Genomic DNA, 26,318 nt, shown 5'->3' with positions numbered 1-26,318 from the left:
TACCTGCCTTACCTGCCTACCTGCGACCCGTCCGGCGCAAACGATGCGCCCCCGCGCTGCGCGCCGAGGCAGCAGCCTGCTGCTCCCGGTACTCCTGCTCCGCCCGCCGGGCCTGATCCTGCAATGCCGCGCCTTCCACATCCAACGACGGCAATATGCGATCCAACCAGCGCGGCATCCACCACGTCGCCCGGCCCAGAATAAACATGGCCGCCGGAACCAACGCGAGGCGGATAAAGAACGCATCAAAGAGCACACCCATGCCCAGGGCAAAGCCGAAGATCTGGATGAACGGCAACGGCTGATCAATAAACGCCACGAACACGGCGATCATGATCAAAGCCGCGGCGGTGACCACCCGGGCGGACTGGGAGAAGCCCGCAATAACCGATTCCTCCACCGCCGTATAGCGGGAATCCTCCCGGGTCCGGCCGCCATGGTGGGTGAAGTGCTCCCGCATGCGCGTGACCAAAAACACCTGGTAGTCCATGGCCAAACCAAACGTCACGCCGATGAGGAAGATGGGCATAAAGGAAATCAGCGGGGCGGGCGAGGAAACCAGGCCCCACAACCCCTGCTGCCAGACCAACACGGTCACGCCGAACGCGGCACCCACAGACAACAGGAACCCCAGCCCGGCGACCAGCGGGACCATGACGGACCGGAAGATCACCAGCAGCAGCACAATAGCCAGACCCACCACGATGGACAGGTACAGCGGCATCGCCCCACTGAGGGTCTCAGTGATGTCCATCTGCACGGCCGTCAGGCCCGTCAGGCCCACCTGCGTGCCCGTCGCCGCAGAAATCTCATGCGCCCGCTCCCGCAGCGCATGCGATACCGCGACCGTTTCCTGCTCATCCGGCCCGGTCAGCGGGGTGACCATCACCTGCGCGGCCGTGGTGTCCCCGTTCATGCCCACCAACTGGGCATTCTTCACCCCGGCCATCCCGTCGATGACATCGACCGTGTACAGGAAGGATGCCTGCGCGGCGGCGTGGCGCTCGTCGAACTCTGCCTCGGGGACGCCGGCCCGCTGGGCGTCGATAAGCGGACGCAACGCCGGGGCGTCAGCAGCCACCTGATGCGCATCCACCACCAACAAAAATGGCGCATTAATGCCAGCGCCAAAACCATCCGCCAACAAATCAGCGGCCTTGCGCTGCGTGGTTTCAATATTCGACGTCGAATCGGACGGCAGCGCCATTTCCAGCTGCGTCACCGGCAACGTCAGCGCGCCCAAACCAAGGACCACCACGGCAACAACTAAGCCAGGCACCCGATGAACAAACTTCACCCAGGACTGCCCCATCGACCGCCCCCGGCGGAAAGCACGCGACATCCCGCCCGAACGCTTCCTATTGCCCGCAATGCCCGGAATAGCGCCGCCGAAGGCCCGCGAGCCCACAATTCCCAACAAAGCCGGAACCAGGGTGACCGCCACCAACGACGCCACGAACACCGTCAGCGCCGCCAGCAGGCCCATCGCCGTAAGGAACCCAATATTGGCCACCGACAGCGCAGCCAAAGCAACAATCACCGTCGTGGCCGCAAATACCACGGCTGAACCCGCCGTACCGGTGGCCATACCCGCGGCTTGATCGTCAGGCATTCGCTGACGTTCTGAGCGATACCGCGACAAAATAAACAGGGCATAATCGATGCCCACAGCCAGGCCAATCATGACCGCCAACGTGGGCGTCACATCATTGAGCTCCACAAAATGTGTGGTAATAAAAATGCCCAATACGCCAATTCCCACCCCAATGACCGCAGTAATCAACGGCAAACCGGCGGCCATCAACGAGCCGAAGGTGAAAATCAGCACCACAAACGCCACCACAAGGCCGACCACCTCGCTGGAGGCCTTCACCTCAATCGGATCGCCGAACCCCTGCCCCCCGGCCTCCACCTGTAAGCCAGCCTGCCGGCCAATCTCCATGGCCGACTTCACCGCATCGCGCTGCTCCTGGGTGACGTCCATGTTCGTGGGGGCATCAAGGGTAAAGGTGGTGTACCCGGTGCGCCCATCCTGAGACAACAGCCGCAGATTGTCAGCATCCTCCCGCGCGGTGGCCTCCGGAAGGCCACTATCCATGGACACCTTGGCCACCTGTTCGGCCAACTGATCGGACAGCACCACCGGATTGCCAAAACGCAGCGTATCGGCCAATTGGCCATCCAAATCCCGGCGAACACCATCCACCACGGCATCAATGGCCTGAGAATTATGCGGATCGCTTAACAGCTGGCCCTCCGGCGCCCGAAACACCAAAGTCACCGACGCCGCGGTCACCGGGTTTCCGCCCTCCGGGAAATTGCGCACCAAGGACCGAGTTGCTTCAATCGCGGGCGAATTATTAATGGAGAATTGGCTGGTAAAAGGCTTCATGAGCAGCAGCGCGGACGTGGCCACGCAGCCCAGAATAAGCAGCCACGCGGTAAGGACCCACCACTTTTTGTGGTAGCACCATCGACCGAGCGCATACAGCATTTTTGCCACTGGGCTTACTCCTCAATCACCAGATAGGTCAGTGTGACCGCCCGCCAACACCCCGGCGCGCATAGCGTACCGAGTGTACGCCGCTGCCCCAGTGCACCAAGAGCCGACGCCGGACGCAATTACTCACCCACGCTAACAGGTTCGCCTGCGCCCTTCCTGCGGGCGGCGCTCAGCGCACAGACCCGCCGTAAGCATTGCCGCCGAGTGCGCGCGCCGCGGGCCCGGAGAGCGCAACCTCCCGGCAGCTCACGCGCAATAGCTCACACGCAACAAACCACGCCCAACAGCTCACGCGGGGTGTCCCCGGCCGACGGCTCCCCCTGCCGCTACACAAAAACCAACGCCCCGCCCGCGCGCAAAGACGCACTGGGGCGAGACGTTGGTGGAAAAAATTGGCGGTGGCGGCGGGATTTGAACCCGCGGTTGGGGGTTACCCAACACTCGCTTTCGAGGCGAGCACCTTCGGCCGCTCGGACACGCCACCGCCCCATAGGGTATAGGAAACATCGGGGCGCACACAAAACGCGGGGTAGGACCAGCCTGCTTCGCTGGTGACCTACCCCGCGTGGGATGCGGCGAGAGAACTAGTCGTCCTTCTTGAAGGAGCCGATGATCTCGTTGGCCTTGTCCTTGATCTTCTCACCGGCGTCGGTGATGGCTTCCTTGACGTCGGACTTGACCTGATCGGCCTTGCCCTCGTTCTCCAGGTCCTTGTTATCGGTGGCGTCGCCGAACGCCTCCTTGGCCTTTCCGGCCAGGCCCTCTGCCTTGTCTCCAAGATCGCCCATGTGGGGCTCCTTTCTGTAGGAAAAGTTCAGCTCATTGCTGCTTTTATAAAAGAAACGATAGTAACGAGGCGGCGGTTCCCGCCCACCGTGTTGGGGGCAGGTTCCCGCCGCCGACGACCGCTAGACGGTCACGGGCGCTCTCTTAGTTGAGCTTGTCCTTGACGTCGTTGACGGCATCCTCAGCCTTGTCCTTGGCCTGGCCAGCGACCTCCTGGGCCTTGTCCTTGACCTCGTCAGCGTCGGTGCCAGCAAGAGCGTCCTTAGCCTCGTTGACCTTGTCCTTGGCGTCGTCCAGAAGACCCATGGGCGATCACTCTCCTTTTCTTTTCATCAACTACAGTTACCGCGCCCCATTGTAACGGCGCTTCTGAGTACCCCGCCACCATCGCGCAGAACTTTTTCCCAAATTGTTACCCCCCACACACCGTTGCCCTGTAGTTAATCGATTATCCCTGCTCACGGGCACCAGCAAAGAACTTTTTTAATAGCGCGGCGCATTCTTCTTCTCGCACCCCTCCGACCACGGCGATGGGGGGCCGCACGCTGGAGTCGCGTAGCACGTCATAGAGGGATCCCACGGCCCCGGTCTTGGGCTCCCAGGCGCCAAAGACAACCTCGGAGATCCGCGCACCCAGGATGGCCCCGGCGCACATCGTGCAGGGTTCTAAGGTGACGTAGAGGCTGCATCCGGTGAGCCGCCAGCCGTCGCCGAAGCGGGCTGCGGCGGCGCGCAGCGCCAGGACTTCTGCGTGCGCCGTGGGGTCGCCGCAGGTTTCGCGCTGGTTGGTGGCGCAGGCTAGCGGCCGGCCGTGAGGATCGAAGACGACGGCGCCGACGGGGACGTCGGCAAGCGGAGTGGTGCGCGCCACGGCGAGGGCGGTGCCCATGCGCTCGTGGGCTTCCACGGCGCGGCGCTGCGGGGGCAGGCCTGCGGGCACCCTAGAAGTCCACATCGACGGCGGTGCCCAGCTCCTCGTCGAAGCCCAGTTCCTCGGCGACGCGCAGCACCAGTTCGGAGGCCCAGGCGTCTTCGTCGCTGACGATGACCCCCAAGACCTCCTCGGATAGGCCCAGGTCAGCGAGGATGTCAAAGTCGCCGTCGGGCCAGGATTCATCGTCGGCGACATCCTCCGGGATGTCCGCCCCCATCTCCTCGAGAGCGCTGGCGGCGTAGTCGTCTTCCACCGCCGCGGCCGCATCAGAGATGAACACGCGCGTATCGCGGGGGGTGGGGCGCACGATGACAAAGTAGTCATCCTCCACGCACACCAACGCGAAGGCGGGGCCGGGAGCGCGCAGGGCACGCACGGCGGCGGTGGCGTCGTCGATCGAATCGAGCGGATCGTCGTACTCGCGCACCTGCCACTGGAGCTCCTCGGTGCGCACCACCGTCACGGCAAAGGTGACGTCATCGTCGCGATCATCGTCGTGCTCGTCATCTTGCGGGTCCCACGGCTTCATACCGGGTAACGCTAGTCGGAATATGTCATGCTTGTCACGTGACTCTGAAGCTCATTTCCCGTCCCGTGTGCATCCTTGGCCTCGGGCTCATCGGCGGCTCGCTGCTGCGCGACCTGCACGCGCTCGACCAGGACGTTTATGGCTACAACCGCTCCCAATCCGGCGCCCGCGCCGGCACCAAGGAAGGCTTCGACGTCAGCGCCGACCTTCCCGCCACACTCGCGCGCGCCGAATCCGACGGCGCACTCATCGTCCTGGCCACCCCCATGACCGCCATCCCCGAGCTTCTCGACGCCCTCGCCGCCCACGCCCCCAGCTGCGGCTTCACCGACGTCGTCTCCGTCAAAAAAGAGGTCTACCGGCTCGTGCGCGAGCGCGGCATGGCCGACCGCTACGTGGGCAGCCACCCCATGTCCGGCACCGAAGAATCCGGCTGGAAAGCCTCCACCACCGGCCTGTTCGCCGGCGCCGCCTGGGTCATCACCTTCGACCACGCCGCCGACACCACCACCAGCGAACCCAGCTCCTCCTGGATCTCCCTGTGGGCCGACGTCGCACGCCTGATCAAGGCCGTGCGCGCCGAAGCCATCCCCGCGCGTGTCGACGCCCACGACGCCACCGTCGCGCGCATCAGTCACCTCCCCCACATACTCGCCGAAACGCTCGCCACCGTCGGCGACAACGGCGGCGCACTCGCCCTCTCCCTCGCCGCCGGCAGCTTCCGCGACGGCACCCGCGTCGCCGGAACCGCCCCCCACCTCGTGCGCGCCATGTGCGAATCCAACGCCCCCGCCCTGGTCACCGCACTTGACGAAGCCATCGAGCTGCTCACCCAGGCCCGCGCCGGCCTCACCGCCGCCGAGCCAACCATCGAAGAGCTCGTGGATTCCGGCCACCGCTCCCGGCAGCGCTTCGACGCCCGCACCGGCTCCTTCAAAGAATCCGTCAGCCCCATCAAGGTCTCCTCCCGCCCCGTGCTGCGCATCAACCCCGGCGGGCCCGGGTGGATCCGCACCCTCGTGCAGGCCGAAAGCCTGGGCGCGCGCATCGAGGTGTCCTAGTCACCCGCTCCGCGGCGGCGGCGCGCCCGGGTGGCGCCGTATATCGCCGCTGACGCGATCAGCATCGTGGAAAAGGTCATCGCCGCGGCGCTCCACGAGATGACATGGACAAGCGGAAGCAGCAGGACTACCGCCCCGATCAGCAAGGGGACGTGCCAGTTTTTCAGACCGCGCTCGTGGACGTTGTGGCTTTGGCTCGTCACAGCTGTTTTCCTTCCATTGCCGGGGTTGAAAGCTGCCACATATGCGTGGCGAGCCCAGCTCCGCGCCTGCGCTGCGGGGCCCCAAGCTTGTCACACCAACACGGGGTAAAAGCCTAGGCGCAATTTTACCTACCGCGGACTGTAATGGTGCTGGGGCTGCGGGGACAAGCCCCCTGCCCCTCTCTTCCCCTCACCCTCGCCCTCCCCTCGCCTCGCCCTCCTCCTCGCCCTCGCCCTCATGCGACGTGTGACTGGTGTGACAGAGCAAGTGCACAAATCACCCCCGAAAAGCCGGGTTTTCACCCCCGAAAACGCACCCTGTAAACCCCACCAGTCACACGGTGCAAAAAGACGCGGCCCCCGCTGCCAAGCACGGCCCACCACACGGCACGATCCCCCGACCGCCGTACCGTGCGAACGCCACGTGCCCATCCCTATGTCCACGCCCACCCGTCGCCTCCCCTCCCCTCGCCCTGCACTCGCCCTCCCCTCGTCCTCATGCGACGTGTGACTGGTGTGACAGGGCAAGTGCACAAATCACCCCCGAAAACGCACCGTGTAAACCCCACCAGTCACACGGTGCAAAAAGACGCGGCCCCCGGCGCCGCCAAGCCCCGCGCCCCCGCCCCCACGCAGGCAAACGAAAAACCCCGGCCGCTTGGCCGGGGTTGATCACACGTGCGCCCGGAGGGATTCGAACCCCCAACCTTCTGATCCGTAGTCAGATGCTCTATCCGTTGAGCTACGGGCGCAGGTCGCGGTGGAGAATTGCTCTCCTGTGCAACGTGGAATTACCTTACTCCCCGCCTCAGCGGAGGAACAAATCCGCAGGCCAGCGCCCCTAACTGGGGGTGGTGAGGGGGCGGGGGCGTCGATAAGCATTGGGGCGCGGAAGCCCCTAGATCCCCAGCACCGTTTTGGCGATGAGGAAGTAGATGATCAGGCCGGTGGCGTCGCAGAACGTGGAGATGAACGGGTTGGAGAACACCGCTGGGTCGGCACCCACGGTCTTGGCCAGGATCGGCATCGCGCCGCCGACGGTGGCGGACATGGCGCAGACGGCCAGCAGGGTGCATCCGATGACTATGCCCAGGTGCCAGCCGTAGACCGCCCACGCGGCGCAGAAGCCCAGGGAGCCGAGCAGCAGGCCCAGGGTCAGGCCGACGCGCAGTTCGCGCCACAGGACGCGGCCGATGTCGGAGCTGCCGACATCGCCAAGCGCCAGCGCTCGGGTGACGGTGGTGGCGGCCTGGTTGCCGGTGTTGCCGCCGGTGCCGGTGAGCAGCGGAATGAACAGGGAGAGCACCACCGCGGATGCCAGCGTGGCCTCGAAGGAGTCGAGCACCTTGACGGTGAGCAGCGCGGAGACGGCCAGGACGAGCAGCCACACCACGCGGGAGCGCACCAGCTTGAACAGGGGGATGGTCAGGTAGGGCTGGTGGAGTGGTTCGGCGCCACCGGAGCGGGCGGTGTCTTCGCTGTCGGCTTCCTCGACGATGTCTTGGGCGTCGTCGAAGGTGAGGATGCCTACCAGGCGTTTGGAGTCATCGACAACCGGCAGCGCCAGGTAGTCCAGGGGCAAGAACCAGCGGGCGGTTTCCTCGGCGTCGTCGTGGGCGTTGGCGCTGACGGCGTGGACCATGAGGTCGCCGACGCGTTCCTGCGGGTCCGCGGTGAAGACCGTGCGCAGGGAGCAGATGCCGCGCAGGACGCGGTCGCGGGTGACCACGGGGATGGAGTAGATAGTTTCTACTTCATCGGCGGAGCGGTGCAGCTCTGTGAGGGCTTCCTCGGCGGTCATGGTTTCCACGATGGTGGGCACCTCAGGCGACATGCGGCGGCCGACGGACCCCTTGGGGTAGCCCATGAGGATGCCGGTGACGTCGCGCTCATCTTTGTCCAGGTGGCGCAGCAGTTGCTGGGCGACCTCGACGGGCAGTTCGTCGAGGAGGGAGACCCGGTCGTCGGGGTCCAGGGCGGCGAAGAACTCTACGGTCTCCTCGTCGAGCAGCGCGTCGAGCAGGTCTGCCTGCTGGCCGGGGTCCAGGGCGTCGAAGACGTCGATGGAGCGGTCGCGGGAGAGCAGCCGCAGGAGTTTGGCGGCGCGCGGCGGGTCCGAGCGCTCCACCAGGCGCACGAGCTCTTGGATGGGAGGAACGGCGGCTAGCTGCGCGAGCTCGCGGGCTTCCGCGGGTTCCAGTTTTCGTGCTCGCAGCATCTTTTCCAGCTGGTCTACCTGGGCGTCCATGGATTCTTGGAGAGCCATTGTTCCTCCTTCACGCTGCGCATCGATTTACCGACACTACGAAGAAGCCCCGCCACTGCCTGGGGTACAGACAGCGGCGGGGCGACGATGAGTGCGCCCGGAGGGATTCGAACCCCCAACCTTCTGATCCGTAGTCAGATGCTCTATCCGTTGAGCTACGGGCGCGTGGCGGAGACGAGAGGATTTGAACCTCCGGTCCTCCGTTAAGAGGACAACTCATTAGCAGTGAGCCCCATTCGGCCGCTCTGGCACGTCTCCGCGTAAACAAGCTCATTGCACACACCCCACGGGCGCGCACCATGAACCGTGATGAATGCTACCCCAATTCCCGGCCGCGGGTCCAACCGCGTGCCGTGGCGCCTGTTTGGTGCTTATCGACGCCCCCTCCCCTCACCCACTCCACACCCCGCACCCCCGCTCAGCCCCCGCTCAATCCGCGGTTACGCGGTAGACTCCCTGCATGATCCGCGCTGACTTGTCTTCCATTCCCACCTACGTCCCCGGCGTGCGCCGGGAAGGGGCGGTAAAGATTTCCTCCAACGAGTCGGCCCATCCGCCGCTGCCGGGGGTGGCCGCGGCGATGGCGGCGGCCGCCGCCGGGGCCAATAGATACCCGGACATGGGAACCCAGCAGCTGCGCACAGCCCTGGGCGCCCACCTGGACCTGGACCCGGACCGCATCGCGGTGGGCTGCGGATCCTCCGCACTGTGCCAACAGCTGGTGCAGATCACCTGCACCCCCGGAGACGAGGTCATCTTCGCCTGGCGCAGCTTCGAGGCCTACCCCATCTTCGCCCAGGTTGTCGGCGCTCGGCCGGTGAAGGTGCCGCTGGATGCGGCGGGCAAGCATGACCTGGATGCCATGGCGCAGGCCATCACGCCGCGCACCCGGCTGATCTTTGTGTGCAACCCGAACAACCCCTCCGGCACCACGATCACGCAGGCAGAATTTGCGCAGTTCATGGCGCGCGTCCCGGACAACGTGCTGGTGGCCCTGGATGAGGCGTACACGGAGTTTCACCGCAACTCGGACACCCCGGACGCCCGCGCCGCCACCGCGGACTACCCCAACCTGGTGGGCCTGCGGACCTTCTCCAAGGCCTACGGGCTGGCGGGGGTGCGCGTGGGCTACGCGTTCGGCCCGGCAGACGTCATTGCGGCGCTGAACAAGGTGGCCATTCCCTTCGGCGTCAACGCCGTGGGACAGGCCGGCGCGGTGGCCAGCCTGGAGGCGAGCGCCGAGCTGCTTCAGCGCACCGAGGAAGTAGTAGTCCAACGCGCCCGGCTGGCCGCCGCGTTGCGCCCCTATGGGGCGCTGGACTCCCAAGCCAACTTCGTGTGGGTGCCCACCCCGGCCGAGGATCCCGAGTTTCCCGCCCGCACTGCCGCAGCCCTGGCCGACCACAACGTGCTGGTGCGCGCCTTCCCGGAAGGCCTGCGCATCACCGTGACCACCGAAGAGGAAACGGACGCGGTGCTCGCGGCGTGGGAGGCTGCGGTAGGAGGGACGTCGATAAGCAACCCACGCGCTGACTAGCACCTACACTTGGGCCCCATGAGCGATTCACTGATTGTCACCCGCACCGACGCCGACGCGACCACGCAGCTGCGCGATACCACCGCGGAGCCGGACTTCCTGGGCGCCGGCGACGTGCTCATTGACGTGGAGTATTCGAGCCTGAACTACAAGGACGCCATGGCGCTGGCCGGCGACAAGGGCGTCATGCGCGTCAGCCCGCTCATCCCCGGTATCGACGCGGTGGGAACGGTCCGCGAATCCTCCAGCCCAGAGTTCACCGAGGGCCAAACAGTGCTGGTCAACGGGGCGGGGCTCGGCGAGTTCCGCCACGGCGGCTACACCCCACGCCTGCGTGTCGACGCCGCCTCCACCATCGCCCTGCCCGACGGCATCGACGCCTGGCACGCCGCGGCCATCGGCACCGCCGGATTCACCGCCGCCCTGTGCGTCGACGCCCTCGAGCGCCACCGCGCCACCTGGGCAGACCTGGGCGAGGGCATCGCCGCCCCCGAAGGCCCCATCCTGGTCACCGGCGCCACCGGCGGCGTGGGATCCGTGGCCATCATGCTGCTTGCCGCACTGGGATATGAAGTCACCGCCGCCACCGGGCGCGCCGCCGAACACAGCGACTACCTGCGCGGCCTGGGCGCCAGCGACATCATCGACCGCGCCGAGCTGACCGACAACCCCCGCCCCCTGACCAAGGGCCGCTTCGCCGGAGCGGTAGACACCCTAGGCTCCCACGGCCTGGCCGGCGCACTGGCCGCCACCCGCTGGGGCGGCGTGGTCACCGCCTGCGGCCTGGCCCAAGGCCCCGACCTGCCCGCCAGCGTCCTGCCCTTCATCCTGCGCGCCGTACGCCTGGTGGGCATCAACTCCGTCGACGCGCCCAAGCCGCTGCGCGAGCACGCCTGGGCGCTGCTGGCCCAGCACCTCGACCTGGAGAAACTGGCCGGGCTCACCCAAGAAATTGTGCTTGCCGACGCCCCCGCCGCCGGCGCCGAACTCCTCGCCGGACGCGGGCACGGGCGCACCGTCGTACGGGTGGCGTAGGGCCACCCCAGCATCGACAGCATCATCACTCTGGGCATGGCACAAACAGCCACAACTTCCTTGTAGGCATCCGGTGCGCAGCGCGCAAATCCGGCCAATGCCCAGCTACTTGCGGCAGTCTGGGCATTACCTCCAAGAGCATCACCCCTGCCCCACCGGCGTGGGTTTACTCTTCGTCCTGCTCGGAGCCGGTCGGTGATGGCCACTCCTGCCGCTCGTGCAGAGCAGGTAGACGGACTAAGAAGTCGGAGCGGAGCCTGTGCCCGCGTACCTCTTCCGGAATCGTGAAGGAGCGGGATCCCCCTGGCGGTATCCCCTCCCATGCCACCTGGAAGCGCGGGAAGAACACTGTGCCGTCCTTGACGGCGTAGACCATGATTTCTTCGAGCACATAGGAACTCGTGTTAGTGAGGGTGAATTCTTCCCGTTCTCCATCCCAGGTCAGTGAGAAATATGTCATGGCCATGAGTCTTTCATCCGAAGGAATCCTGCAAGAAATCCCTTAACTCCCCAGTTGTCTCCGAGACCTTCTCCGCAGGCCTGGGGGCGGCGGCGTCGACAAGCGCGCGGCAATGCTGGCTGGCAAGCAAAAAGCCTGCTCACCGGACTATCGGCAGCAGGCATGTGCCTTCACGAGCGGAGACGGCGGGATTTGAACCCGCGGACGGTTGCCCGTCGCTGGTTTTCAAGACCAGTGCATTCGGCCGCTCTGCCACGTCTCCTAGCGGGCTTTCCTGCTGGGAAAGCCACGGCCAACAGACTACCTGACCCGGGCCGGCTGGCCTAGTGTGGGGCCATGACTACCACCTCAACGCCCGCAGCGGCGGCAACGATGAAGGCAACGGATACCCACACCCTGGAACTGACGGACGTGGCGGTTCCGCAGTTGGCGCCCGGCGAGGTGCTGGTGCGTGTCGCCGCGGCGGGGGTCAACCGGGGTGACGTGTTGCAGGTGGCTGGGCATTATCCGCCGCCGCCGGGTGCCAGTGAGATCCTGGGCTTGGAGTGCGCGGGCACGGTCGTGGATGCCGGGGATACGGATGTGGCCGTAGGTAGCCAGGTCGGCTGCCTGCTCGCCGGGGGTGGGTATGCGCAGTTCGTGGCCGTGCCCGCTGGCCAGCTCACGCCGATCCCGCAGGGGATGAGCGTGGTGGAGGCCGCCGGGTTTGTGGAGACCGCCTGCACGGTGTGGTCGAACCTGGTGATGACGGCCCGGCTGCGCGCCGGTGAGCGGGTGCTCATTCATGGCGGCGCCGGGGGCATTGGCACGATGGCAATTCAGGTAGCCAAGGCGCTGGGCGCCAAGGTGGCGGTGACGGTGGGCTCGCAGGCCAATGCGGACTATTGCCGCGAGCTGGGGGCGGATACGGTGATCAATTACCGCACCCAGGACTTCGTCGAAGAGCTGGGCGGGTCCTGTGATGTGATTCTGGACATCATCGGGGCGAAGTATCTGGATTCCAACATGCGCTGCCTGGCCCTGGACGGCCGGCTGGTGATCATCGGTTTGCAGGGCGGGCGCAAGGCGGAGCTGAATCTGGGCGCGATGCTGCCGCGCCGCCAGTCGGTCTTGGCCACCACGCTGCGGGCGCGAGCCGTGGAGGACAAGGCGCGCATCGTGGCGCAGACGGTGGAGAATGTGTGGCCGATGGTCGCCGCGGGTGCGGTGCGTCACGCGGTGCGCACGTTCCCGCTTGCCGACGCCGCCGCCGCCCACGCCGCGCTCACCAGCGGCGACAATCGGGGCAAGATCGTGCTGACGGTGGAGCAGCCGGAAGGTCAGCCGAACGCTTAAGACCTTAAGACACGGCCTTAGGCCAGGGAGGCGACCACCCGGGTGAGGTGGTCGATGTCATGGTTGGTGTTAAACGGCGCCAGCGATACGGTGACGGCCCCGCCGATTTCTTCTGCCCCCATGTCGCGCAGCAGCGGGGTGTGGGGGGTTAGCGCGGTAAATAGGCCGTTGTCTAGTAGTCGCCCCTGGACGGTTTCCGCGGGGACACCCTTGACCGCAAAGGAGATGCGGGCGGTGCGGTCCGCCTGCGCGCCGGCGGCTACTTCCCCGCTGACTCCAAAGATGTGGACCGACGGCAGCGCGCCGAGGAAGAAGGTGAGGTCGCGGCCCAGGGAGTGCAGGTAGTTGTCCAGCTGGGGCAGGCTGTAGCGCAGCCGGTCGCGGCGGGTGCCGGAGGCGTCGTCGACAAGGTTGGCGTAGTGGTCGACCAGGGGGGCCACCCCGCCGGCAAGTCCGGCGGAGACCCGGCTGGCAAGGGCCTCGGGGTTGTCCAGCCTGCCGAGCATGCGGTTGGTGCGGAAAATCAGGGCGGAAACTTCAGGTCCCCCCATCTGTGCGAGATCGATGGCGAGGATGTCTGCGTCCCAGTCGTCGACGTCGATAAGCTTGTACGGCGCGTACGCGGACACATCAACCAGGACCCACAGGCGGGCCCGCTGGTGGGCGCGCTCGACGATCTCGCGGACCGGGGTGACGGTGCCCAGCAGCTCGTGGGCGGCCGGGATGGATACCAGCCGGGTGGTGGAGTCAATGATCTCGCTGAATTGGAACGCCGGCAGCTCGCCGGTGCCCAGGTCCGGGTGCGCCCAGCGCACGTCCGTGGCCACCCCCTCCAGGGCCCGCGACAGCCGCGGGGAATCCTGGTGCGAGAGCACTATCGACGACCCGTGGCGCAGCATCGAGTGCATCTCCCGAGCCAGGGCCGCGTACAGGCCCTCCAGGCTCGCCCCCAACACCACCAGCTCCGGGGTGGAACCCACGAGGTCCGCAATCGCCTCGCGGGCCTGCGCCAGCGTATCCTCCGCCTGCGTATGGGCGCCGAAAGTGGGTGTGGGCGCTGCGCGGAATGCCTTATTGACACCGCCCGATACCCGCACCGGCAGCTGCGGCCGATCATGCGCATTCAGATACGTCCAGCCGTCCCCCAGCGAGCCATAGCGGCCGCGAACAACCGCGACATCGTAGGCCATCTCTTCCTCATTTCCTCTAAAAAAACGCCCGGCCGGATCCGGAGAAGTCGCTCTTACGCACCAGAGTGTATAAGCCGCCAGTAATCCTGACTACAGCGGACCCTCACCTGTACGACCGCCGACTGATACAGCGCTGATAGCGCATCGGTACCGCGTGCACTGCACCGGCACTCCACCAGCATAGAGCCCCCTGTACGGGGCTTAAAGAATTGTCTTGGGGGCCAAGACCGCTAGGCTTGGGCACCGTGCAGGAAGAGACTCAGAAAAAAGCCCTGCGTGCCGACGTCGCCCGCATCACCGCAAGCGACACCGGCACCGCAGTCCCCTCCCAATCGCGGACACTGCGCGCCGCCTGGGCCGACCTAGTTCGCGGATTCCAACAACGCGAACTATGGCTGCAACTGGGCTGGCAAGACATCAAACAACGCTACAAGCGCTCCGTGCTGGGACCATTATGGATCACCATCGCCACCGGCGTCATGGCCCTGGCCCTGGGTTTGCTGTATTCCGTCCTGTTCAAAATTGAGATCTCCGTCTTCCTGCCCCACGTCACCGTGGGCCTGATCCTGTGGGGATTTATCTCCGGGTGCATCAAAGAAGGCGCGGACATCTTCATTGATAACGAGGGCCTGATCAAACAACTGCCCTCAGCGCTGTCCGTCCACGTCTACCGGCTGGTGTGGAAGCAGGCCCTGTTCTTGGCCCACAACCTGGTCATCTGGCTCCTGCTGGTGATCATCTTCCCGCGGCCACTGGGCTGGGACATCCTGCTCATGATCCCCGCGTTCGCGCTGCTCATAGCCAACGGCGTGTGGGTGGCCATGTTCTTTGGCATCATCGCCACCCGCTACCGGGATGTCTCCCCCCTCCTGGAAGCCGGCACCCAGCTGCTCTTCTACGTCACCCCCATCGTGTGGATGACCTCCACGCTGCAAAACAACATGGCGGATATGGGCTCGCGCGCCAAGCTCGCCCAACTCAACCCGCTCTACCACTATTTGGAAATCGTGCGCGCCCCCATGATCGGCGCACCGCTGCCCGCCTACCACTGGTGGATTGTCATCGGCTTTACCCTCGCCGGGCTCATCCTCGCGCTGTTTGCCATGCGGCAATGGCGCTACCGCGTCAGCTACTGGGTGTAACAGCCTTGTTGTTCCCCCACTTGTCCACCCAGGAGAATGTCCCCCACTATGGTCTCAATTGATACCCACAACGCGTGCGTTGACTTCCCCATCTTCGACGCCAAAACCCGCTCGCTAAAAAAGGCCTTCCTCGGCGCCGCCGGCGGCGCCATTGGCCGCAACTCCAACAACACCGTGGTTGTGGAAGCCCTGCGCGACATCAACCTCCACCTGCGCGAAGGCGACCGCGTAGGCCTGGTCGGCCACAACGGCGCCGGGAAATCCACGCTGCTGCGGCTACTGTCCGGCATCTATGAACCCACCCGCGGCTCCGCCATCGTGCGCGGCCGCGTGGCCCCCGTCTTTGACCTGGGCGTGGGCATGGACCCGGAGATCTCCGGCTATGAAAACATCATCATCCGCGGCCTGTTCCTGGGCCAGACCCGGCGCTCCATGAAAGCCAAAATGGATGAGATTGCCGAATTCTCCGAACTTGGCGAATACCTGAACATGCCGCTGCGCACCTACTCCACCGGCATGCGCGTGCGCCTGGCGCTCGGAGTGGTCACCTCCATCGAGCCCGAAATCCTGCTTCTGGACGAAGGCATCGGCGCCGTCGACGCCGCCTTCATGGCCAAGGCCCGCGTCCGCCTCCAAGAACTGGTCAAGCGCTCCGGCATCCTGGTCTTTGCCTCCCACTCCAACGACTTTTTGGCCCAGCTGTGCAACACCGCCCTGTGGATCGACCACGGCGAGGTCCGCCAGGCCGGGCTCGTCGACGAGGTGGTGGAGGCCTACGAAGGCAAGGAGGCCGCCGACCGGGTGCGCACCATGATCAAGGAGTTCCAGGCGGAATAGGTGGGCGCGGGGGCACCGTACTTCTTAGGGTCCCCTTCTTGTCCCCTGCGTGCAGCTGTATTAGCGTAACGGTCACACCCACACCCACAGGCACTAAGGAGGCCTGGCAGGAACAGCGCTACCCGTACACCAGCTGCCGCCTGCGCCGCCCTCATCTGCGCGGCCCTGACACTGCCCATCCCCGCGCTCGCGGGAGAGCGCGGAATCAACCCGAACCCCGTCAATTGGCAGGTAGTGTCCACCATCATCGGCCCGAACGGCGAGGATATTCCCTTGCGGAAAGGGCAACACGATGCTGCGGTATATGAAGGTTTTGGCATCGCACACATCCAAGATGGTCATGGCGGTTTCGTCCCCGAAGCGCACGATATCGAATACGTGATCTACCACGCTCCCGGCTGCGGTAACGATCTTGTTCTTACGGACAAAAATACCGAGTGCACTGCTGAGATTGACGGTCACCGAATGAAAGTGGTCGTCACGGGAAACACCAGGGATGTACCCAATGGAAGACCGCTCGGAGTGATCACCGCCTTCTATATCTAGCAACTTCACCTCGAGGAGATCGGAGCCATGAAAAGAGATAAGACCAAACTTGAGCACCTGGTCAGGTTCTATCACCTCATCATTGAGTACATGATCGAAACTTCTTCCGACGCAGAGTGCATCAAACAGTGGACAATCATCAAGAATGAGCAGATCTGTACACTGCGTATCACCTGCCAGAGCGATGACAAGCACGAAGGACGCCCTGTGGACCTCACCATCAAACTACCCATTGAGCGTATCCCTGATGATTATCGCATCGACGACGATGGAACCGTAGAATGGAACCTCAGCGCCATGCTTCAGGCCAGCGGGTTTATTGAAAAGTTCCTCACATCAACACCCGAAAAATGTCCGTACATGACCTACTCCAGGCTTGAAGGTTGATTACCATGACTATTGCTCAAGTGGCCCTGCCCCTCATTCTGGCCATGTACACACCAACATCCTTAGTGCTCGGCACCCATCACGCTGCCACAGAATCCCCTGCATCCACAAACCTGGCAGCTGTTTCCTCACAATTCGGATCATCCCTACACCCCCCACTGGACTTTATGGGAGCGGTAAATCCGGTCGCCTCGTGCGTCACTGAGACTCAGCGAGGACCTGAGGAAGCTGAGAACCATATTTCATATCGTTTTATCGATGTAGTCAACGGTTGCAAAACACCTATTCGCCTTAAGGTTATCGTGGCTTTTGGTCCAGATTCCGAATGTCTTCTCCTTGAACCTTAAGATAGCCATACCCACCGGTACCCAGACGTGCCTGGTGCCCGGTTTGACGGATTGGAAACGTGCTAAGAATTCAGGGATAAATTTCTTCAACTATCCTCGAGTGACCCCACTAAAGGAAGACATGTCCCTTACATGACAGCCACTACTTGTCACTGACATCAAAACTATCCCTAGGCGCAAATAAGCCACGCTATTACCTTCACTGTTTCAATGCGAGGATAGGCTTACCATGAAAAGAGAACAGTCTAAAGTTTCACACATGGTCAAATTCTACCACCTCACAATCGAGAACATTCTCGAAAGCTCTCTGGAGGCAGATTGCCTGAAATCGTGGACGATTTCCAAGAATGAGCAGACCTGCACGCTGCGCATCACCTGCCAACGCGACGACAAACACGATGGTCGGCCGGTAGACCTCACCATCGAACTGCCCATCGATCAAGTTCCCGATGACTATCGCGTCGACGCAGACGGAACCGTGGAATGGAATTTTGACGCCGTTCTCCTCTCCAGTGGCCTCATGGAAAAATTCCTTTCCTCAACCCCCGAAACTGATCCGCAAATGACCTACAGCACCCTCGACGAGACCTCCGCCTAGATTGTTGCCTGCTCCGCACCCCACGGCACGCGCAGCGCTCGACGGGCAACCAGCCGTGGCACAATGACTGCCATGATCCCGCCGCTGAACCCCTCGCAGACGGTCGCCGCCGTCATCGTCACCCATCGCCGCGTTGACCTGCTGCGCACCTCGCTAGAGATGGTGTGCTCGCAGGATAAGCCGGTGGACTGGGTGATCGTGGTGGACAACGGCAACGAGTCCGCGGTGCGCGACCTGCTGGGTGAGGTTGCGGGCGATCGCGGTGTTTACCTGCCCAGCGCCACCAACCTGGGCGGGGCGGGGGGCTTTGCCTACGGGTTCCTCACCGCGCTGGCGCTGGGCGCCCAGGCCATCTGGTGCGCCGATGATGACGGCCACCCCGCCGACACCCACGTGCTGTCCACGCTTTTCGACGTCGCCGCCACCCACGGTCTGCACGAAGTCTCCCCGGTTGTCTGCAACATCGCAGACCCGGAGTTGTTGGCCTTCCCCCTGCGGCAGGGGCTGACGTGGAAGCGGCGCAGGGATGAGTTGGAGGGGGACGTCGTTAAGGGAATAGCCAGCCTGTTTAACGGTGCTTTGATCAGCGCGCGCGCGATGGAGGTCATCGGGGTGCCGGACTACCGGCTGTTTATCCGCGGCGACGAGGTGGAGTACCACCGCCGTCTGGTGCGCTCCGGGCTGGAGTTTGGCACCGCCCTGACCACCGCGTACGTGCACCCGGACGGCTCGGAGGAGTTCAAGCCGATCCTCGGCGGGAGGATGCACACCCAATACCCGGATAACCAGGGCAAACGCTATTTCACGTACCGCAATCGCGGCTACCTGATGAACCAGCCCGGCATGCGCCGCCTGTTGCCGCAGGAATACGCCCGCTTCGCGTGGTTCTTCCTGGTGCAGCGCCGCGATCTCGCCGGTTTTAAGGAGTGGCTGCGGCTGCACCGCCTGGGACGCGCCGAGCGTTTCCAGCGCCCCTAGCGCACACGGAAGATGAGGGTGCGCTGGATGATGAAGTTGACCACCGTCGCGGTGCCCTGGGACAGGACGAAGGCCACCACCAGGCCCACGGAGGCGTTCCACCCCCAGCCGGCGAAGACGTGCTGGCCCAGCGTCTGCCCGCCGAGGTTGATGCCGTAGGTGATGGTGTAGAGCACGGCGACGGCGAAGAATCGGCGCCAGGAGGGCTCGGCCCGGAAGGTCCAGCGCCGGTTGATCAGATAGGCGGTGGTGGTGCCCACGATGAAGCCCACCGTGCGGGAAATGGGCACGTTGACGCCGAAGACGATGTTGAGCAGCCAGGTCAGGCCGAGGTCCGGAAGCGCGGAGACGCATCCGCTGACAATGAACCGAAAGATCTGGGTCTGGAGGGTCAGCGCAGTGGCGCTACGTTCGGGCTGCTGGTTGTGCACAAGCGGTCAGCGTACCGCAGGGGTTATGCGCGGTGAAAGAGCACGCGGTAGACGTCGATGCGCTCTAAGACGGGCAGGCGCCCCTTTCCACAGCCGCCCGCGCGGGCCAGGACGTCCAAGGAGGCCGCGCACGCGGCGTGGACGTCCGCTGCGGTGGCGGGCGTATGTCCCAGAGCGCGCATGGTGGTCAGGGTGATCTCGTCCGTCGCGGGGGCGGACAGGCAGGCCAGGGCCAGGGCGGTGGCCCAGAAGGCGTCGGCATCCGGGCCATCCTCGACGGGCAGGCGGCGCAGCTCGGCGACGGTGGCGGCGGGCAATGACACAGGGGCGTCGAGGTCCAGGGCCTGGAGGAGTTGGACAAACTCCGTGAGCCCGCTGCGGCGGATGACGCGGGCCAGGCCGGGTTTGATTTGGGCCATGACGGTGGCGATGGCGTCATGGCCGGTCAGCTCCGCGTTGATCAGCGGCATGCTCGGCGGCTGGTCGGTGAAGCTGCCGGATCCTCCGACGCACAGGGCCCGCGGGGTGTGCTCGTCACGCGGGTAGGTGCCCACGGTGTTGAGCTGGACCTTCCACAAACCCCAGTGGTAGGTCAGCTGGTCGCCCGGCTCGCGCAGGTGGGCGGCGATGGGATCGCTTGAAGGCAGTGGCGTGCCACACAAGCAGAAGTGTGGGGTGGTGACTTCCCCGCCGCTGACCTGCGGCCCCCGCTCGGAGGCGAAGCCAAAGCACACGTCGACCACCTGGGCCAGCTCCCCCAGGGAAAGCGCAGTGTCCACCCCGATGTGGCGGTAGACCTCCACGTCCGCCTGGAGGCAGGCCGCCTGGAGGACCGCGGTGCGGGCGCAGCTGTGCGAGTCGGTGGGCGCGAGCCGGGTGAAGGCGTGGCTGACTCCCGCGGTGACGGGGGCATCATGGGCCCCGCGTACCGCGTCGAGGTCAATGACCGGGGCCATGCGGTCGCCTGGCTGTGTGGACATGCCCCCCAGGGTAGACACGTTGACACTAGTCAGACGGCGGGGTATAAGGCAGCTCGCGGGCTTCCGTTCCGTAGGCTTCCTGCAGTTTTTTGCGCGCTCTGCGTGCGCTTTCATAACTGGCCCATTGGCTGATCAGGCTGGCTAGCGCCGTGGCGCACGCCCAGGCCTGCGCGGCGATGGGTTCTCCGGTGTAGGCCTGGGTGAGTTCGGCGGTATCGGGGGCGTCGAGCGCGGCGAAGCGGGCCTCGGCGTCAACCCGCGTGTAGTCCGCGAGCGCCTCCTCGATGGTGGCGGTGATGCGCTCGACGGTGCCGTCTCCGGGGTGGATGACCGCGGCGGCGTCGGCAAGCAAGGAGTCGGCGACCGCGGGGTCCTCGGTGATCCACGCCCCGGTGAGGATGCCGGCGTCAATGCCGGTGGTCTGCACGTGCCAGATCACCGGCCCATCCACGACGGCGATCACTGGGCTGCCACCTCAGAGGCGGCGAACACCACCGCGCCCACGGCCAACCCCAGCACCGTATTCGGCTTTGCGACGCCGCGGCGCCCCAAGCTTCCCGCAGCCGCCCGGCGCGCCCGGGCAAGCCCCCGCGCAGCAAGGACACCGCCAGCGACCACCCCGCCGAGCAGCCCCCACGTGGCCGCCGGGGACAGGACGTCACCGTGCGGCTCCGCGCGCATGCGCTCGACGATGGCGTGGACATCATTATCCGGATTCTCATCCGTGGCGTTGAGGTAGGCCACCAGCCCCACCCCACCGGTAAGGATGCCCGCCTGCCAGGCGCGGGCGGCCCGCGGGCTAGGCGCCCAATCATGCACCGCCAGGAGTGCGGCGGCGAGACCGGCCTGGGTCAGGCGCCCGGCGCGCGTGTCATCCAGGGCGTAGTAGTCCGGGTAGTCGGAGGAGTCGGGGGAGCCGGGTTGTTCGGTGTCGTGGGAGTGCTGGGGGGTGCTCGGCGTGCGCTGGGTCATGGGATTTACCCTAATTCACCGGCGGGTAGACTGCGCGGCATGGTGGGACGACGCGGCTCAAGGAATGACTCTGGCAACGGCTCTGGCAACTCGGCGCGCTCAGCGCACTCAGCGCACGGGGATGGGCAGGTGCACATCGCCGCCCAGCACACCCAGCTGCCGCTCGATGACTTTATGACACGCCTGGTCGCCCAAGAGATGCCCATCCTGGATTCGACCAGCCGCCGCGAGGTCTACGCGCAGCTTGCGGCCTATGATGGCCCGGTGATTACCAGCCAGGAGGAGCTACCGGCGCGGGTGCGCGAGCTATTGGACCTTTAAGGGGCTGGCCTGCTGGCGGCCTGCTGGCGGCTTGGTGGCACCCGGCGCGCCGCGGCGTAACGCGGCGTGCCCTAGCGTGCCCCGGCCCGCCCTGACCCACATTCGGGCACATCCAAACACGTCCAGAAACTCCCGGACACCCCGCCTGCGGCACCCGCGAGCCGCTGCACACCCAGCCGTACAGTCATCCGGCTAGGGTGACGATTGCAACAGGACCCCGCCGGGATCATGGTTTCATCACTCATTCTCGGTATGGTGGGGGCGTATCGGAGCCGGTGGCGACGCTACGGTGCCGCAGGCCTGCCCTATCGCGGGTAGCCTGCCACCCGCAGCGCCTGCACACGCCGGGGCCCGCACCGGGCGCTGGCACGCGGACGGAAGCAACAGCTACGCAAGGATTCGGAAAGAAAACCACATGGCCATCAAGACCACAGAACAATCCCTCTACGGATGGGGCCGCACCGCGCCGTCAACCGCGCACGTGCTGTCCACCCCGGACCTGGAGACCATCGTCGCGGCCGTCAAGCAGGTCGCCGATGACAACTCCACCAAGCCCGCCCACGCCCGGCGCGGCATCATCGCCCGCGGCATGGGCCGCTCCTACGGCGACCCGGCACAAAACGGTGGCGGGATCGTCGTGGACATGCAGCCGCTCAACCGAATCCACTCCATCGACCCGGACACCGCGCTCGTGGACGTCGACGGCGGCGTCACCCTCGACCAGCTGATGAAGGCCGCCCTGCCCTACGGCCTGTGGGTTCCGGTGCTGCCCGGCACCCGGCAGGTGACCATCGGAGGGGCCATCGGCCCGGACATCCACGGCAAGAACCACCACTCCGCCGGGTCTTTTGGTGACCACGTGGTTTCCATGGAGCTGCTCGTCGCCGACGGGCGCATCCTCCACCTCGAGCCCGAGGGCTCCGCGGACGACCCCGACGGCACCCTGTTCTGGGCCACCGTCGGCGGCATGGGCTTGACCGGCATCATCGTGCGCGCCACCATCCGCATGACCAAGACGGAGACCGCCTACTTCATCTCCGATACGGACCGCACCGGCACCCTCGATGAGACGGTGGCCTTCCATTCGGATGGCTCCGAGGTCAACTACACCTATTCTTCCGCCTGGTTCGACGTCATCTCCCCCGAGCCCAAGCTGGGTCGCGCCACCATCTCGCGCGGCTCCCTGGCCACCCTGGACCAGCTGCGCGAGTTCGCGCCGAAGCTGGCCAAGGACCCGCTGAAGTTCAACGCCCCGCAGCTGATGACCGTCCCGGACATCTTCCCGTCCTGGACCATGAACAAGCTGTCCCTGTCCGCCATCGGCGAGGCCTACTACCTCATGGGTGCGCCGGCGCGGAACAAGATCAAGAACCTCACGCAGTTCTACCAACCGCTCGACCTGATCGGCGAGTGGAACCGCGGCTACGGTTCCAAGGGCTTCCTGCAGTACCAGTTCGTGGTGCCCACCGAGGCGGTCGAGCCGTTCAAGGACATCATCAAGCAGATGCAGGCCTCCGGGCACTACTCCGCGCTCAACGTGTTCAAGCTGTTCGGCCCCGGCAACCGCGCGCCGCTGTCTTACCCCATGCCCGGCTGGAACGTGTGCGTGGACTTCCCCATCCGACCCGGCCTGGGTGAGTTCCTCGACGACCTGGACCGCCAGGTCATGGAGTTCGGCGGCCGGCTCTACCTGGCCAAGGAGTCGCGCACCTCCGCCGAGAAGTTCCACAAGATGTACCCCGGCATGGAGGGCTGGCTCAAGACCCGCAACGATATTGACCCCACCGGCGTGTTCGCCTCCGACATGTCCCGCCGCCTGGAACTGCACTAAGAAACACCACGCTGAACTTAAGGAGCATCCCTTCATGCTGAACGCCGTGGGCCAAGCCCAAAACATCCTGCTGCTCGGCGGCACCTCCGAAATCGGACTGGCCATCGTCGCCGAATTCCTCCACCGCGGCCCCGCCCGCGTCACCCTGGCCGCTCTGCCGGACTCCCCGCATATCGACGCCGCCACCGCCCGCCTCCGCGAGCAGGGCGCCACCGAGGTCGAGGTCATCGACTTCGACGCCACCGCCTTTGACACCCACCCCGACGTCATTGACCAGGCCTTCAGCCACGGCGACGTGGACGTGGCCATCGTCGCCTTTGGCACGCTGGGCGACCAGGAAGAACTCTGGCAGAACCAGGCCAAGGCCGTGGCCTCCGCGCAGGTCAACTACACCGGCCCGGTCTCTGTCGGCGTGCTGCTGGGCCAGCGCTTCGCCGCCCAGGGTCACGGCACCATCATCGCCATGTCCTCGGTGGCTGGCGTGCGCGTGCGCCGCTCCAACTTTGTCTACGGCGCCTCCAAGGCCGGCCTGGACGGCTTTTACACCCAGCTCGGCGAGGCCCTGCGCGACACCGGCGCGAAGGTGCTGACCATCCGCCCCGGCCAGGTGCGCACCCGCATGTCCGCCGGCGTCAAGGAGGCCCCGCTGACCGTCGACCCCGAGGACGTGGGCAAGGCCGCCGTCGAGGCCGTGATTGACGGCAAGGACATCATCTTTGTCCACCCGGCCTTCCAGCTGGTCAGCGCCGTGTTTAACCTGATTCCTCGGCAGATCTTCCGCAAGCTGCCGTTCTAGCCCGCAGCGGGCTTCCACACCGCACCCCTCACCGCACCCCTGCCACTGACGCGCTCACGTGGCAGGGGTGCCTGCTATTGGTGCCCCGGCAGGCTCGCACCCCAGCACGCCTCTGTCCGCATGCCCGGGGTGATGTGGGAAACTAAGGCACATGGATTCAGCGACGGCAGTACACCACCAGACGCGCACGGATGACCGGCTCTCCCGGGCCGGGCTGCTGGGCGCCATGGCTGGCGCCGGGCTTGGCGGCGGCGCTTTCGCGTTGGTGTGCTGGCTGGTGCTCAAGCGGATTAGCCTGCCGGCGTTTAACACTTCCATGGTCACCCGGGCGCTGGCCACGGCGGGCAGCGTGGCGGTGCTGTTCCTCGTCGCGGGCCTGGCGCTGTGGTGGATGCGCGATAGCGCGAATCTAAGCCGCCCGCGGTGGCGGGTGTGGCTGACCCACGCGGTGGCCTACCTGGCGCCGGCGGGCGTGGTGATCACCTCGACGGGAATCCCGCTGGCCGCAACCCGGCTGTATACGGACGGTTTGCAGGTTGATCAGGGTTTTCGCACCCAGTTCCTCACCCGCATGGCCACCACGACCTCACTGGCGGACATGAATTATGCCGATATGCCCACCTACTACCCGGCCACGTGGTTTTGGCTGGGCGGCCGGCTGGCCAACGTGTTGCATCTGCCGGGCTGGGAGGTCTTCCAGCCGTGGGCGCTGGTCTCTTTGGCTGGAGCGTGCTGCGTGCTGGTGCCGGTGTGGCAGCGAATCGTCGGTTCCCTGCCGGTGGCTGCCGCTATTGCCATTGCCAGCACGTGCATTGTTTTGCGCCTGTCGCCCCAGGAGCCGTACGCGGTGATCGTGGCGGTGGGGATGCCGGCGCTGGCGGTTATTGCGCGGCGCGCACTGGCGGGCTCGTGGTTCGCGCTGGCCGGCGTGACGGTGTTTTTGGGCGTCAGTGCCACGATGTACACGCTGTTTACGGGCCTGGCCGCCCTGGGCGTGGTGGTGTTGGGGCTGGCGATGTCCTGGACTCAGCGTTCCTTCGGCCCGGCGCTGCGGGTGGCCGTGGTGGGCGTGTGCTCGGGGCTGATTGCGCTGGTGACGTGGGGCCCGTACGTGTGGGCGACGCTGCGGGGCAATAACCATTCGGGCGCGACGGCCATGCACTACCTTCCCGGTGAGGGCGCGGAGGTTCCGGTCCCGTTCTTGTCCGCCTCGGTGGTGGGTGTGCTGTGCATGGCGGGGTTGGCGTATCTCATCGTGCGCTTCCCGGCGCCTGCCGCGTCGGCTAAGTCTGACGAGCGGCGCGTGGACACGACTATGCCGCCCGCCCCGGGCCTGCTGGCCCAGGCGGACGCCCGGGCCTTGAGCGTGGCGGTGCTAACCATGTATGGGTGGATTGTGGCCTCCATGCTGGTCACCCTGGTGGGCGATACGCTGTTGGGCTTCCGGGTGGAGATCCCGGTGGCGGTGGCGCTGGCCTCGGCGGGCGTGTTGGGGATCGCGCACCTGCGCACGGTGGGCTTTGAGCGGGCCTACCCGCAGCAGCTGGGCCGGCGGGCGCGGGGGGCGATTAGCACCGTGATTGTGGTGGTGATGGCCCTGGCCGCGGTGAAGTATGCGCAGGATATTCCCACGGTCAACCAGAAGAACATTGACCACGCCTATTCGGATACGGATGGCTACGGGCAGCGGGCGGACCGCTACGCGCCGGATGCCACGCAGTATTACGCGCAGCTGGATGAGGCGATCCGTGCCCACGGCTTCGAGCCGACGTCCACGGTGGTGTTGGCGGATGAGACGCGTTTCATGAGCTTCTACCCCTACCTGGGCTTCCAGGCCTTTACCAGCCACTATGCCAACCCGCTGGGGGAGTTTGATCGGCGCAACGCGGCGATTGAGGATTGGGCCCAGCGCTCCTGGACCGACCTGGCGAACCCCAAGGATTTGGTCGCGGCGATGGACGCTGCGCCGTGGCGGCACCCGGATGTGGTGCTCTTCCGCGGCGATGTCAGCGATGTCACCGCCGCCACCGCGGCCGACAAGGATGCCGCCGCCGCGCCCGGCAAGGGCACCCCGTCGAGTGGGCTGAAGATTCACATCGTGGAGGACATTTACCCCAATCACCCCAACATTCGCTTCCGCGGCATGTTCTTTAACCCGCAGGCGTTTGCGGATTCCCGGCTGTGGGATGTGCGCCAGGTCGGCCCCTTCGTGGTGGCCATCCGCACCTAGCGGCAGGACCGCTGGCTGCGCTGCGGGCTGCGGGTCAGCGGTGAGCAGGGGCGTCGGAAAGCGGTGTGGGCGCCGACCTGCCG

28 protein-coding genes and 5 tRNA genes are annotated in these 26,318 nt (G+C 65.5%); 14 read left to right on the top strand and 19 right to left on the bottom strand.

What is annotated here, in order from left to right; translation table 11 throughout:
* Positions 1–16: 16 nt before the first annotated feature.
* The 6 genes from LH390_RS00680 to LH390_RS00655 form a co-directional block, all read right to left on the bottom strand.
* Positions 17–2,503 carry an MMPL family transporter gene (locus tag LH390_RS00680; RefSeq protein WP_227281077.1) on the bottom strand — a complete coding sequence of 829 codons (2,487 nt, stop codon included), beginning with the start codon at positions 2,501–2,503 and terminating at the stop codon, positions 17–19.
* A 393-nt stretch (positions 2,504–2,896) separates the two neighbouring features.
* A tRNA-Ser gene (locus LH390_RS00675) sits at positions 2,897–2,987 on the bottom strand.
* A 100-nt stretch (positions 2,988–3,087) separates the two neighbouring features.
* Positions 3,088–3,291 carry a CsbD family protein gene (locus LH390_RS00670; protein ID WP_227281078.1) on the bottom strand — a complete coding sequence of 68 codons (204 nt, stop codon included), beginning with the start codon at positions 3,289–3,291 and terminating at the stop codon, positions 3,088–3,090.
* A gap of 142 nt (positions 3,292–3,433) precedes the next feature.
* Positions 3,434–3,595: a CsbD family protein gene (locus LH390_RS00665; protein ID WP_227281079.1), complete on the bottom strand. Its 162-nt coding sequence runs from the start codon at positions 3,593–3,595 to the stop codon at positions 3,434–3,436.
* Positions 3,596–3,737: 142 nt separating this feature from the next.
* The gene (locus tag LH390_RS00660) at positions 3,738–4,244 is read right to left on the bottom strand and encodes a nucleoside deaminase (protein ID WP_399524730.1); all 507 of its coding nucleotides are present in this window, start codon (positions 4,242–4,244) and stop codon (positions 3,738–3,740) included.
* On the bottom strand, positions 4,231–4,752 hold the full coding sequence (locus LH390_RS00655; protein WP_227281080.1) for a tRNA adenosine deaminase-associated protein: 522 nt from the start codon (positions 4,750–4,752) through the stop codon (positions 4,231–4,233). The genes LH390_RS00660 and LH390_RS00655 overlap by 14 nt, the downstream gene beginning before the upstream one ends.
* A gap of 38 nt (positions 4,753–4,790) precedes the next feature.
* Here LH390_RS00655 and LH390_RS00650 point away from each other — a divergent pair, with 38 nt between their 5' ends.
* Complete coding sequence (locus tag LH390_RS00650; protein ID WP_227281081.1) at positions 4,791–5,813, top strand: prephenate dehydrogenase; 1,023 nt, start codon at positions 4,791–4,793, stop codon at positions 5,811–5,813.
* Here LH390_RS00650 and LH390_RS00645 read toward each other — a convergent pair.
* The 5 genes from LH390_RS00645 to LH390_RS00625 form a co-directional block, all read right to left on the bottom strand.
* Positions 5,810–6,016 carry a hypothetical protein gene (locus LH390_RS00645; RefSeq protein WP_227281082.1) on the bottom strand — a complete coding sequence of 69 codons (207 nt, stop codon included), beginning with the start codon at positions 6,014–6,016 and terminating at the stop codon, positions 5,810–5,812. The genes LH390_RS00650 and LH390_RS00645 overlap by 4 nt on opposite strands.
* Before the next feature lie 679 nt (positions 6,017–6,695).
* Positions 6,696–6,768 (bottom strand) — tRNA-Arg (locus tag LH390_RS00640).
* A gap of 146 nt (positions 6,769–6,914) precedes the next feature.
* Entirely contained in the window at positions 6,915–8,282 is a 1,368-nt protein-coding gene (mgtE, locus tag LH390_RS00635) for a magnesium transporter (protein WP_399524733.1), read from the bottom strand.
* Between the two features lie 92 nt (positions 8,283–8,374).
* A tRNA-Arg gene (locus LH390_RS00630) sits at positions 8,375–8,447 on the bottom strand.
* Between the two features lies 1 nt (position 8,448).
* A tRNA-Ser gene (locus tag LH390_RS00625) sits at positions 8,449–8,540 on the bottom strand.
* A 202-nt stretch (positions 8,541–8,742) separates the two neighbouring features.
* On the opposite strand from LH390_RS00625, the gene hisC reads away from it, so the two are divergent.
* Together hisC and LH390_RS00615 are read left to right on the top strand one after the other, a co-directional pair.
* Positions 8,743–9,819 carry a histidinol-phosphate transaminase gene (hisC, locus tag LH390_RS00620; protein WP_227281083.1) on the top strand — a complete coding sequence of 359 codons (1,077 nt, stop codon included), beginning with the start codon at positions 8,743–8,745 and terminating at the stop codon, positions 9,817–9,819.
* An 18-nt stretch (positions 9,820–9,837) separates the two neighbouring features.
* Entirely contained in the window at positions 9,838–10,854 is a 1,017-nt protein-coding gene (locus tag LH390_RS00615) for an MDR family oxidoreductase (protein ID WP_227281084.1), read from the top strand.
* 166 nt (positions 10,855–11,020) lie between these two features.
* Here LH390_RS00615 and LH390_RS00610 read toward each other — a convergent pair whose 3' ends face one another.
* Positions 11,021–11,314 carry a hypothetical protein gene (locus LH390_RS00610; protein WP_227281085.1) on the bottom strand — a complete coding sequence of 98 codons (294 nt, stop codon included), beginning with the start codon at positions 11,312–11,314 and terminating at the stop codon, positions 11,021–11,023.
* Positions 11,315–11,491: 177 nt separating this feature from the next.
* Positions 11,492–11,576 (bottom strand) — tRNA-Ser (locus tag LH390_RS00605).
* Positions 11,577–11,650: 74 nt separating this feature from the next.
* On the opposite strand from LH390_RS00605, the gene LH390_RS00600 reads away from it, so the two are divergent.
* On the top strand, positions 11,651–12,649 hold the full coding sequence (locus LH390_RS00600; protein ID WP_227281086.1) for an NAD(P)H-quinone oxidoreductase: 999 nt from the start codon (positions 11,651–11,653) through the stop codon (positions 12,647–12,649).
* Positions 12,650–12,666: 17 nt separating this feature from the next.
* Here LH390_RS00600 and LH390_RS00595 read toward each other — a convergent pair whose 3' ends face one another.
* Complete coding sequence (locus LH390_RS00595) at positions 12,667–13,839, bottom strand: aminotransferase class V-fold PLP-dependent enzyme (protein ID WP_227281087.1); 1,173 nt, start codon at positions 13,837–13,839, stop codon at positions 12,667–12,669.
* 236 nt (positions 13,840–14,075) lie between these two features.
* Here LH390_RS00595 and wzm point away from each other — a divergent pair, with 236 nt between their 5' ends.
* Both wzm and wzt read left to right on the top strand, forming a co-directional pair.
* Positions 14,076–14,981 carry a galactan export ABC transporter permease subunit Wzm/RfbD gene (wzm, locus tag LH390_RS00590; RefSeq protein WP_274709826.1) on the top strand — a complete coding sequence of 302 codons (906 nt, stop codon included), beginning with the start codon at positions 14,076–14,078 and terminating at the stop codon, positions 14,979–14,981.
* A gap of 48 nt (positions 14,982–15,029) precedes the next feature.
* A complete protein-coding gene (gene wzt, locus LH390_RS00585; RefSeq protein ID WP_227281089.1) occupies positions 15,030–15,818 on the top strand; it encodes a galactan export ABC transporter ATP-binding subunit Wzt/RfbE in 789 nt (262 codons plus the stop codon).
* A 93-nt stretch (positions 15,819–15,911) separates the two neighbouring features.
* On the opposite strand, the gene LH390_RS00580 is transcribed toward wzt, so the two are convergent.
* A complete protein-coding gene (locus tag LH390_RS00580) occupies positions 15,912–16,559 on the bottom strand; it encodes a hypothetical protein (protein ID WP_227281090.1) in 648 nt (215 codons plus the stop codon).
* 12 nt (positions 16,560–16,571) lie between these two features.
* On the opposite strand from LH390_RS00580, the gene LH390_RS00575 reads away from it, so the two are divergent.
* The 4 genes from LH390_RS00575 (at position 16,572) to glfT1 (ending at position 18,674) form a co-directional block, all read left to right on the top strand.
* Entirely contained in the window at positions 16,572–16,751 is a 180-nt protein-coding gene (locus LH390_RS00575; RefSeq protein WP_227281091.1) for a hypothetical protein, read from the top strand.
* 5 nt (positions 16,752–16,756) lie between these two features.
* On the top strand, positions 16,757–17,098 hold the full coding sequence (locus LH390_RS00570) for a hypothetical protein (protein ID WP_227281092.1): 342 nt from the start codon (positions 16,757–16,759) through the stop codon (positions 17,096–17,098).
* Positions 17,099–17,357: 259 nt separating this feature from the next.
* On the top strand, positions 17,358–17,696 hold the full coding sequence (locus LH390_RS00565) for a hypothetical protein (RefSeq protein WP_227281093.1): 339 nt from the start codon (positions 17,358–17,360) through the stop codon (positions 17,694–17,696).
* 72 nt (positions 17,697–17,768) lie between these two features.
* Positions 17,769–18,674 carry a galactofuranosyltransferase GlfT1 gene (gene glfT1, locus LH390_RS00560; RefSeq protein ID WP_227281094.1) on the top strand — a complete coding sequence of 302 codons (906 nt, stop codon included), beginning with the start codon at positions 17,769–17,771 and terminating at the stop codon, positions 18,672–18,674.
* On the opposite strand, the gene LH390_RS00555 is transcribed toward glfT1, so the two are convergent.
* From LH390_RS00555 to LH390_RS00540, 4 genes are read right to left on the bottom strand one after another with little or no spacing between them, the layout of a single operon-like run.
* Entirely contained in the window at positions 18,671–19,105 is a 435-nt protein-coding gene (locus LH390_RS00555; RefSeq protein WP_227281095.1) for a GtrA family protein, read from the bottom strand. The genes glfT1 and LH390_RS00555 overlap by 4 nt on opposite strands.
* Before the next feature lie 23 nt (positions 19,106–19,128).
* Positions 19,129–20,085, bottom strand: coding sequence for a hypothetical protein (locus LH390_RS00550; protein WP_227281096.1), 957 nt, complete (start codon positions 20,083–20,085; stop codon positions 19,129–19,131).
* Positions 20,086–20,110: 25 nt separating this feature from the next.
* On the bottom strand, positions 20,111–20,548 hold the full coding sequence (locus tag LH390_RS00545) for a hypothetical protein (protein ID WP_227281097.1): 438 nt from the start codon (positions 20,546–20,548) through the stop codon (positions 20,111–20,113).
* On the bottom strand, positions 20,545–21,057 hold the full coding sequence (locus tag LH390_RS00540; protein ID WP_227281098.1) for a hypothetical protein: 513 nt from the start codon (positions 21,055–21,057) through the stop codon (positions 20,545–20,547). Before LH390_RS00540 ends, LH390_RS00545 begins: the two co-directional genes overlap by 4 nt.
* Before the next feature lie 39 nt (positions 21,058–21,096).
* Here LH390_RS00540 and LH390_RS00535 point away from each other — a divergent pair, with 39 nt between their 5' ends.
* The 4 genes from LH390_RS00535 to LH390_RS00520 all read left to right on the top strand — a co-directional run bounded on the left by LH390_RS00535 (position 21,097) and on the right by LH390_RS00520 (position 26,235).
* On the top strand, positions 21,097–21,378 hold the full coding sequence (locus tag LH390_RS00535; protein WP_274709846.1) for a hypothetical protein: 282 nt from the start codon (positions 21,097–21,099) through the stop codon (positions 21,376–21,378).
* A 415-nt stretch (positions 21,379–21,793) separates the two neighbouring features.
* Positions 21,794–23,209: a decaprenylphosphoryl-beta-D-ribose oxidase gene (dprE1, locus tag LH390_RS00530; RefSeq protein WP_227281099.1), complete on the top strand. Its 1,416-nt coding sequence runs from the start codon at positions 21,794–21,796 to the stop codon at positions 23,207–23,209.
* Positions 23,210–23,243: 34 nt separating this feature from the next.
* Entirely contained in the window at positions 23,244–24,005 is a 762-nt protein-coding gene (gene dprE2 / locus LH390_RS00525) for a decaprenylphospho-beta-D-erythro-pentofuranosid-2-ulose 2-reductase (RefSeq protein ID WP_227281100.1), read from the top strand.
* Between the two features lie 151 nt (positions 24,006–24,156).
* Positions 24,157–26,235, top strand: coding sequence for a galactan 5-O-arabinofuranosyltransferase (locus tag LH390_RS00520; protein WP_227281101.1), 2,079 nt, complete (start codon positions 24,157–24,159; stop codon positions 26,233–26,235).
* Positions 26,236–26,318: the final 83 nt, after the last annotated feature.

Origin of the sequence: Corynebacterium uberis (assembly GCF_020616335.1) — a bacterium.
Classification (GTDB): Bacteria; Actinomycetota; Actinomycetes; order Mycobacteriales; family Mycobacteriaceae; genus Corynebacterium; species Corynebacterium uberis.
The sequence above is the reverse complement of the archived record's forward strand: the minus strand, read 5'-3'. Positions and strand labels throughout refer to the sequence as shown.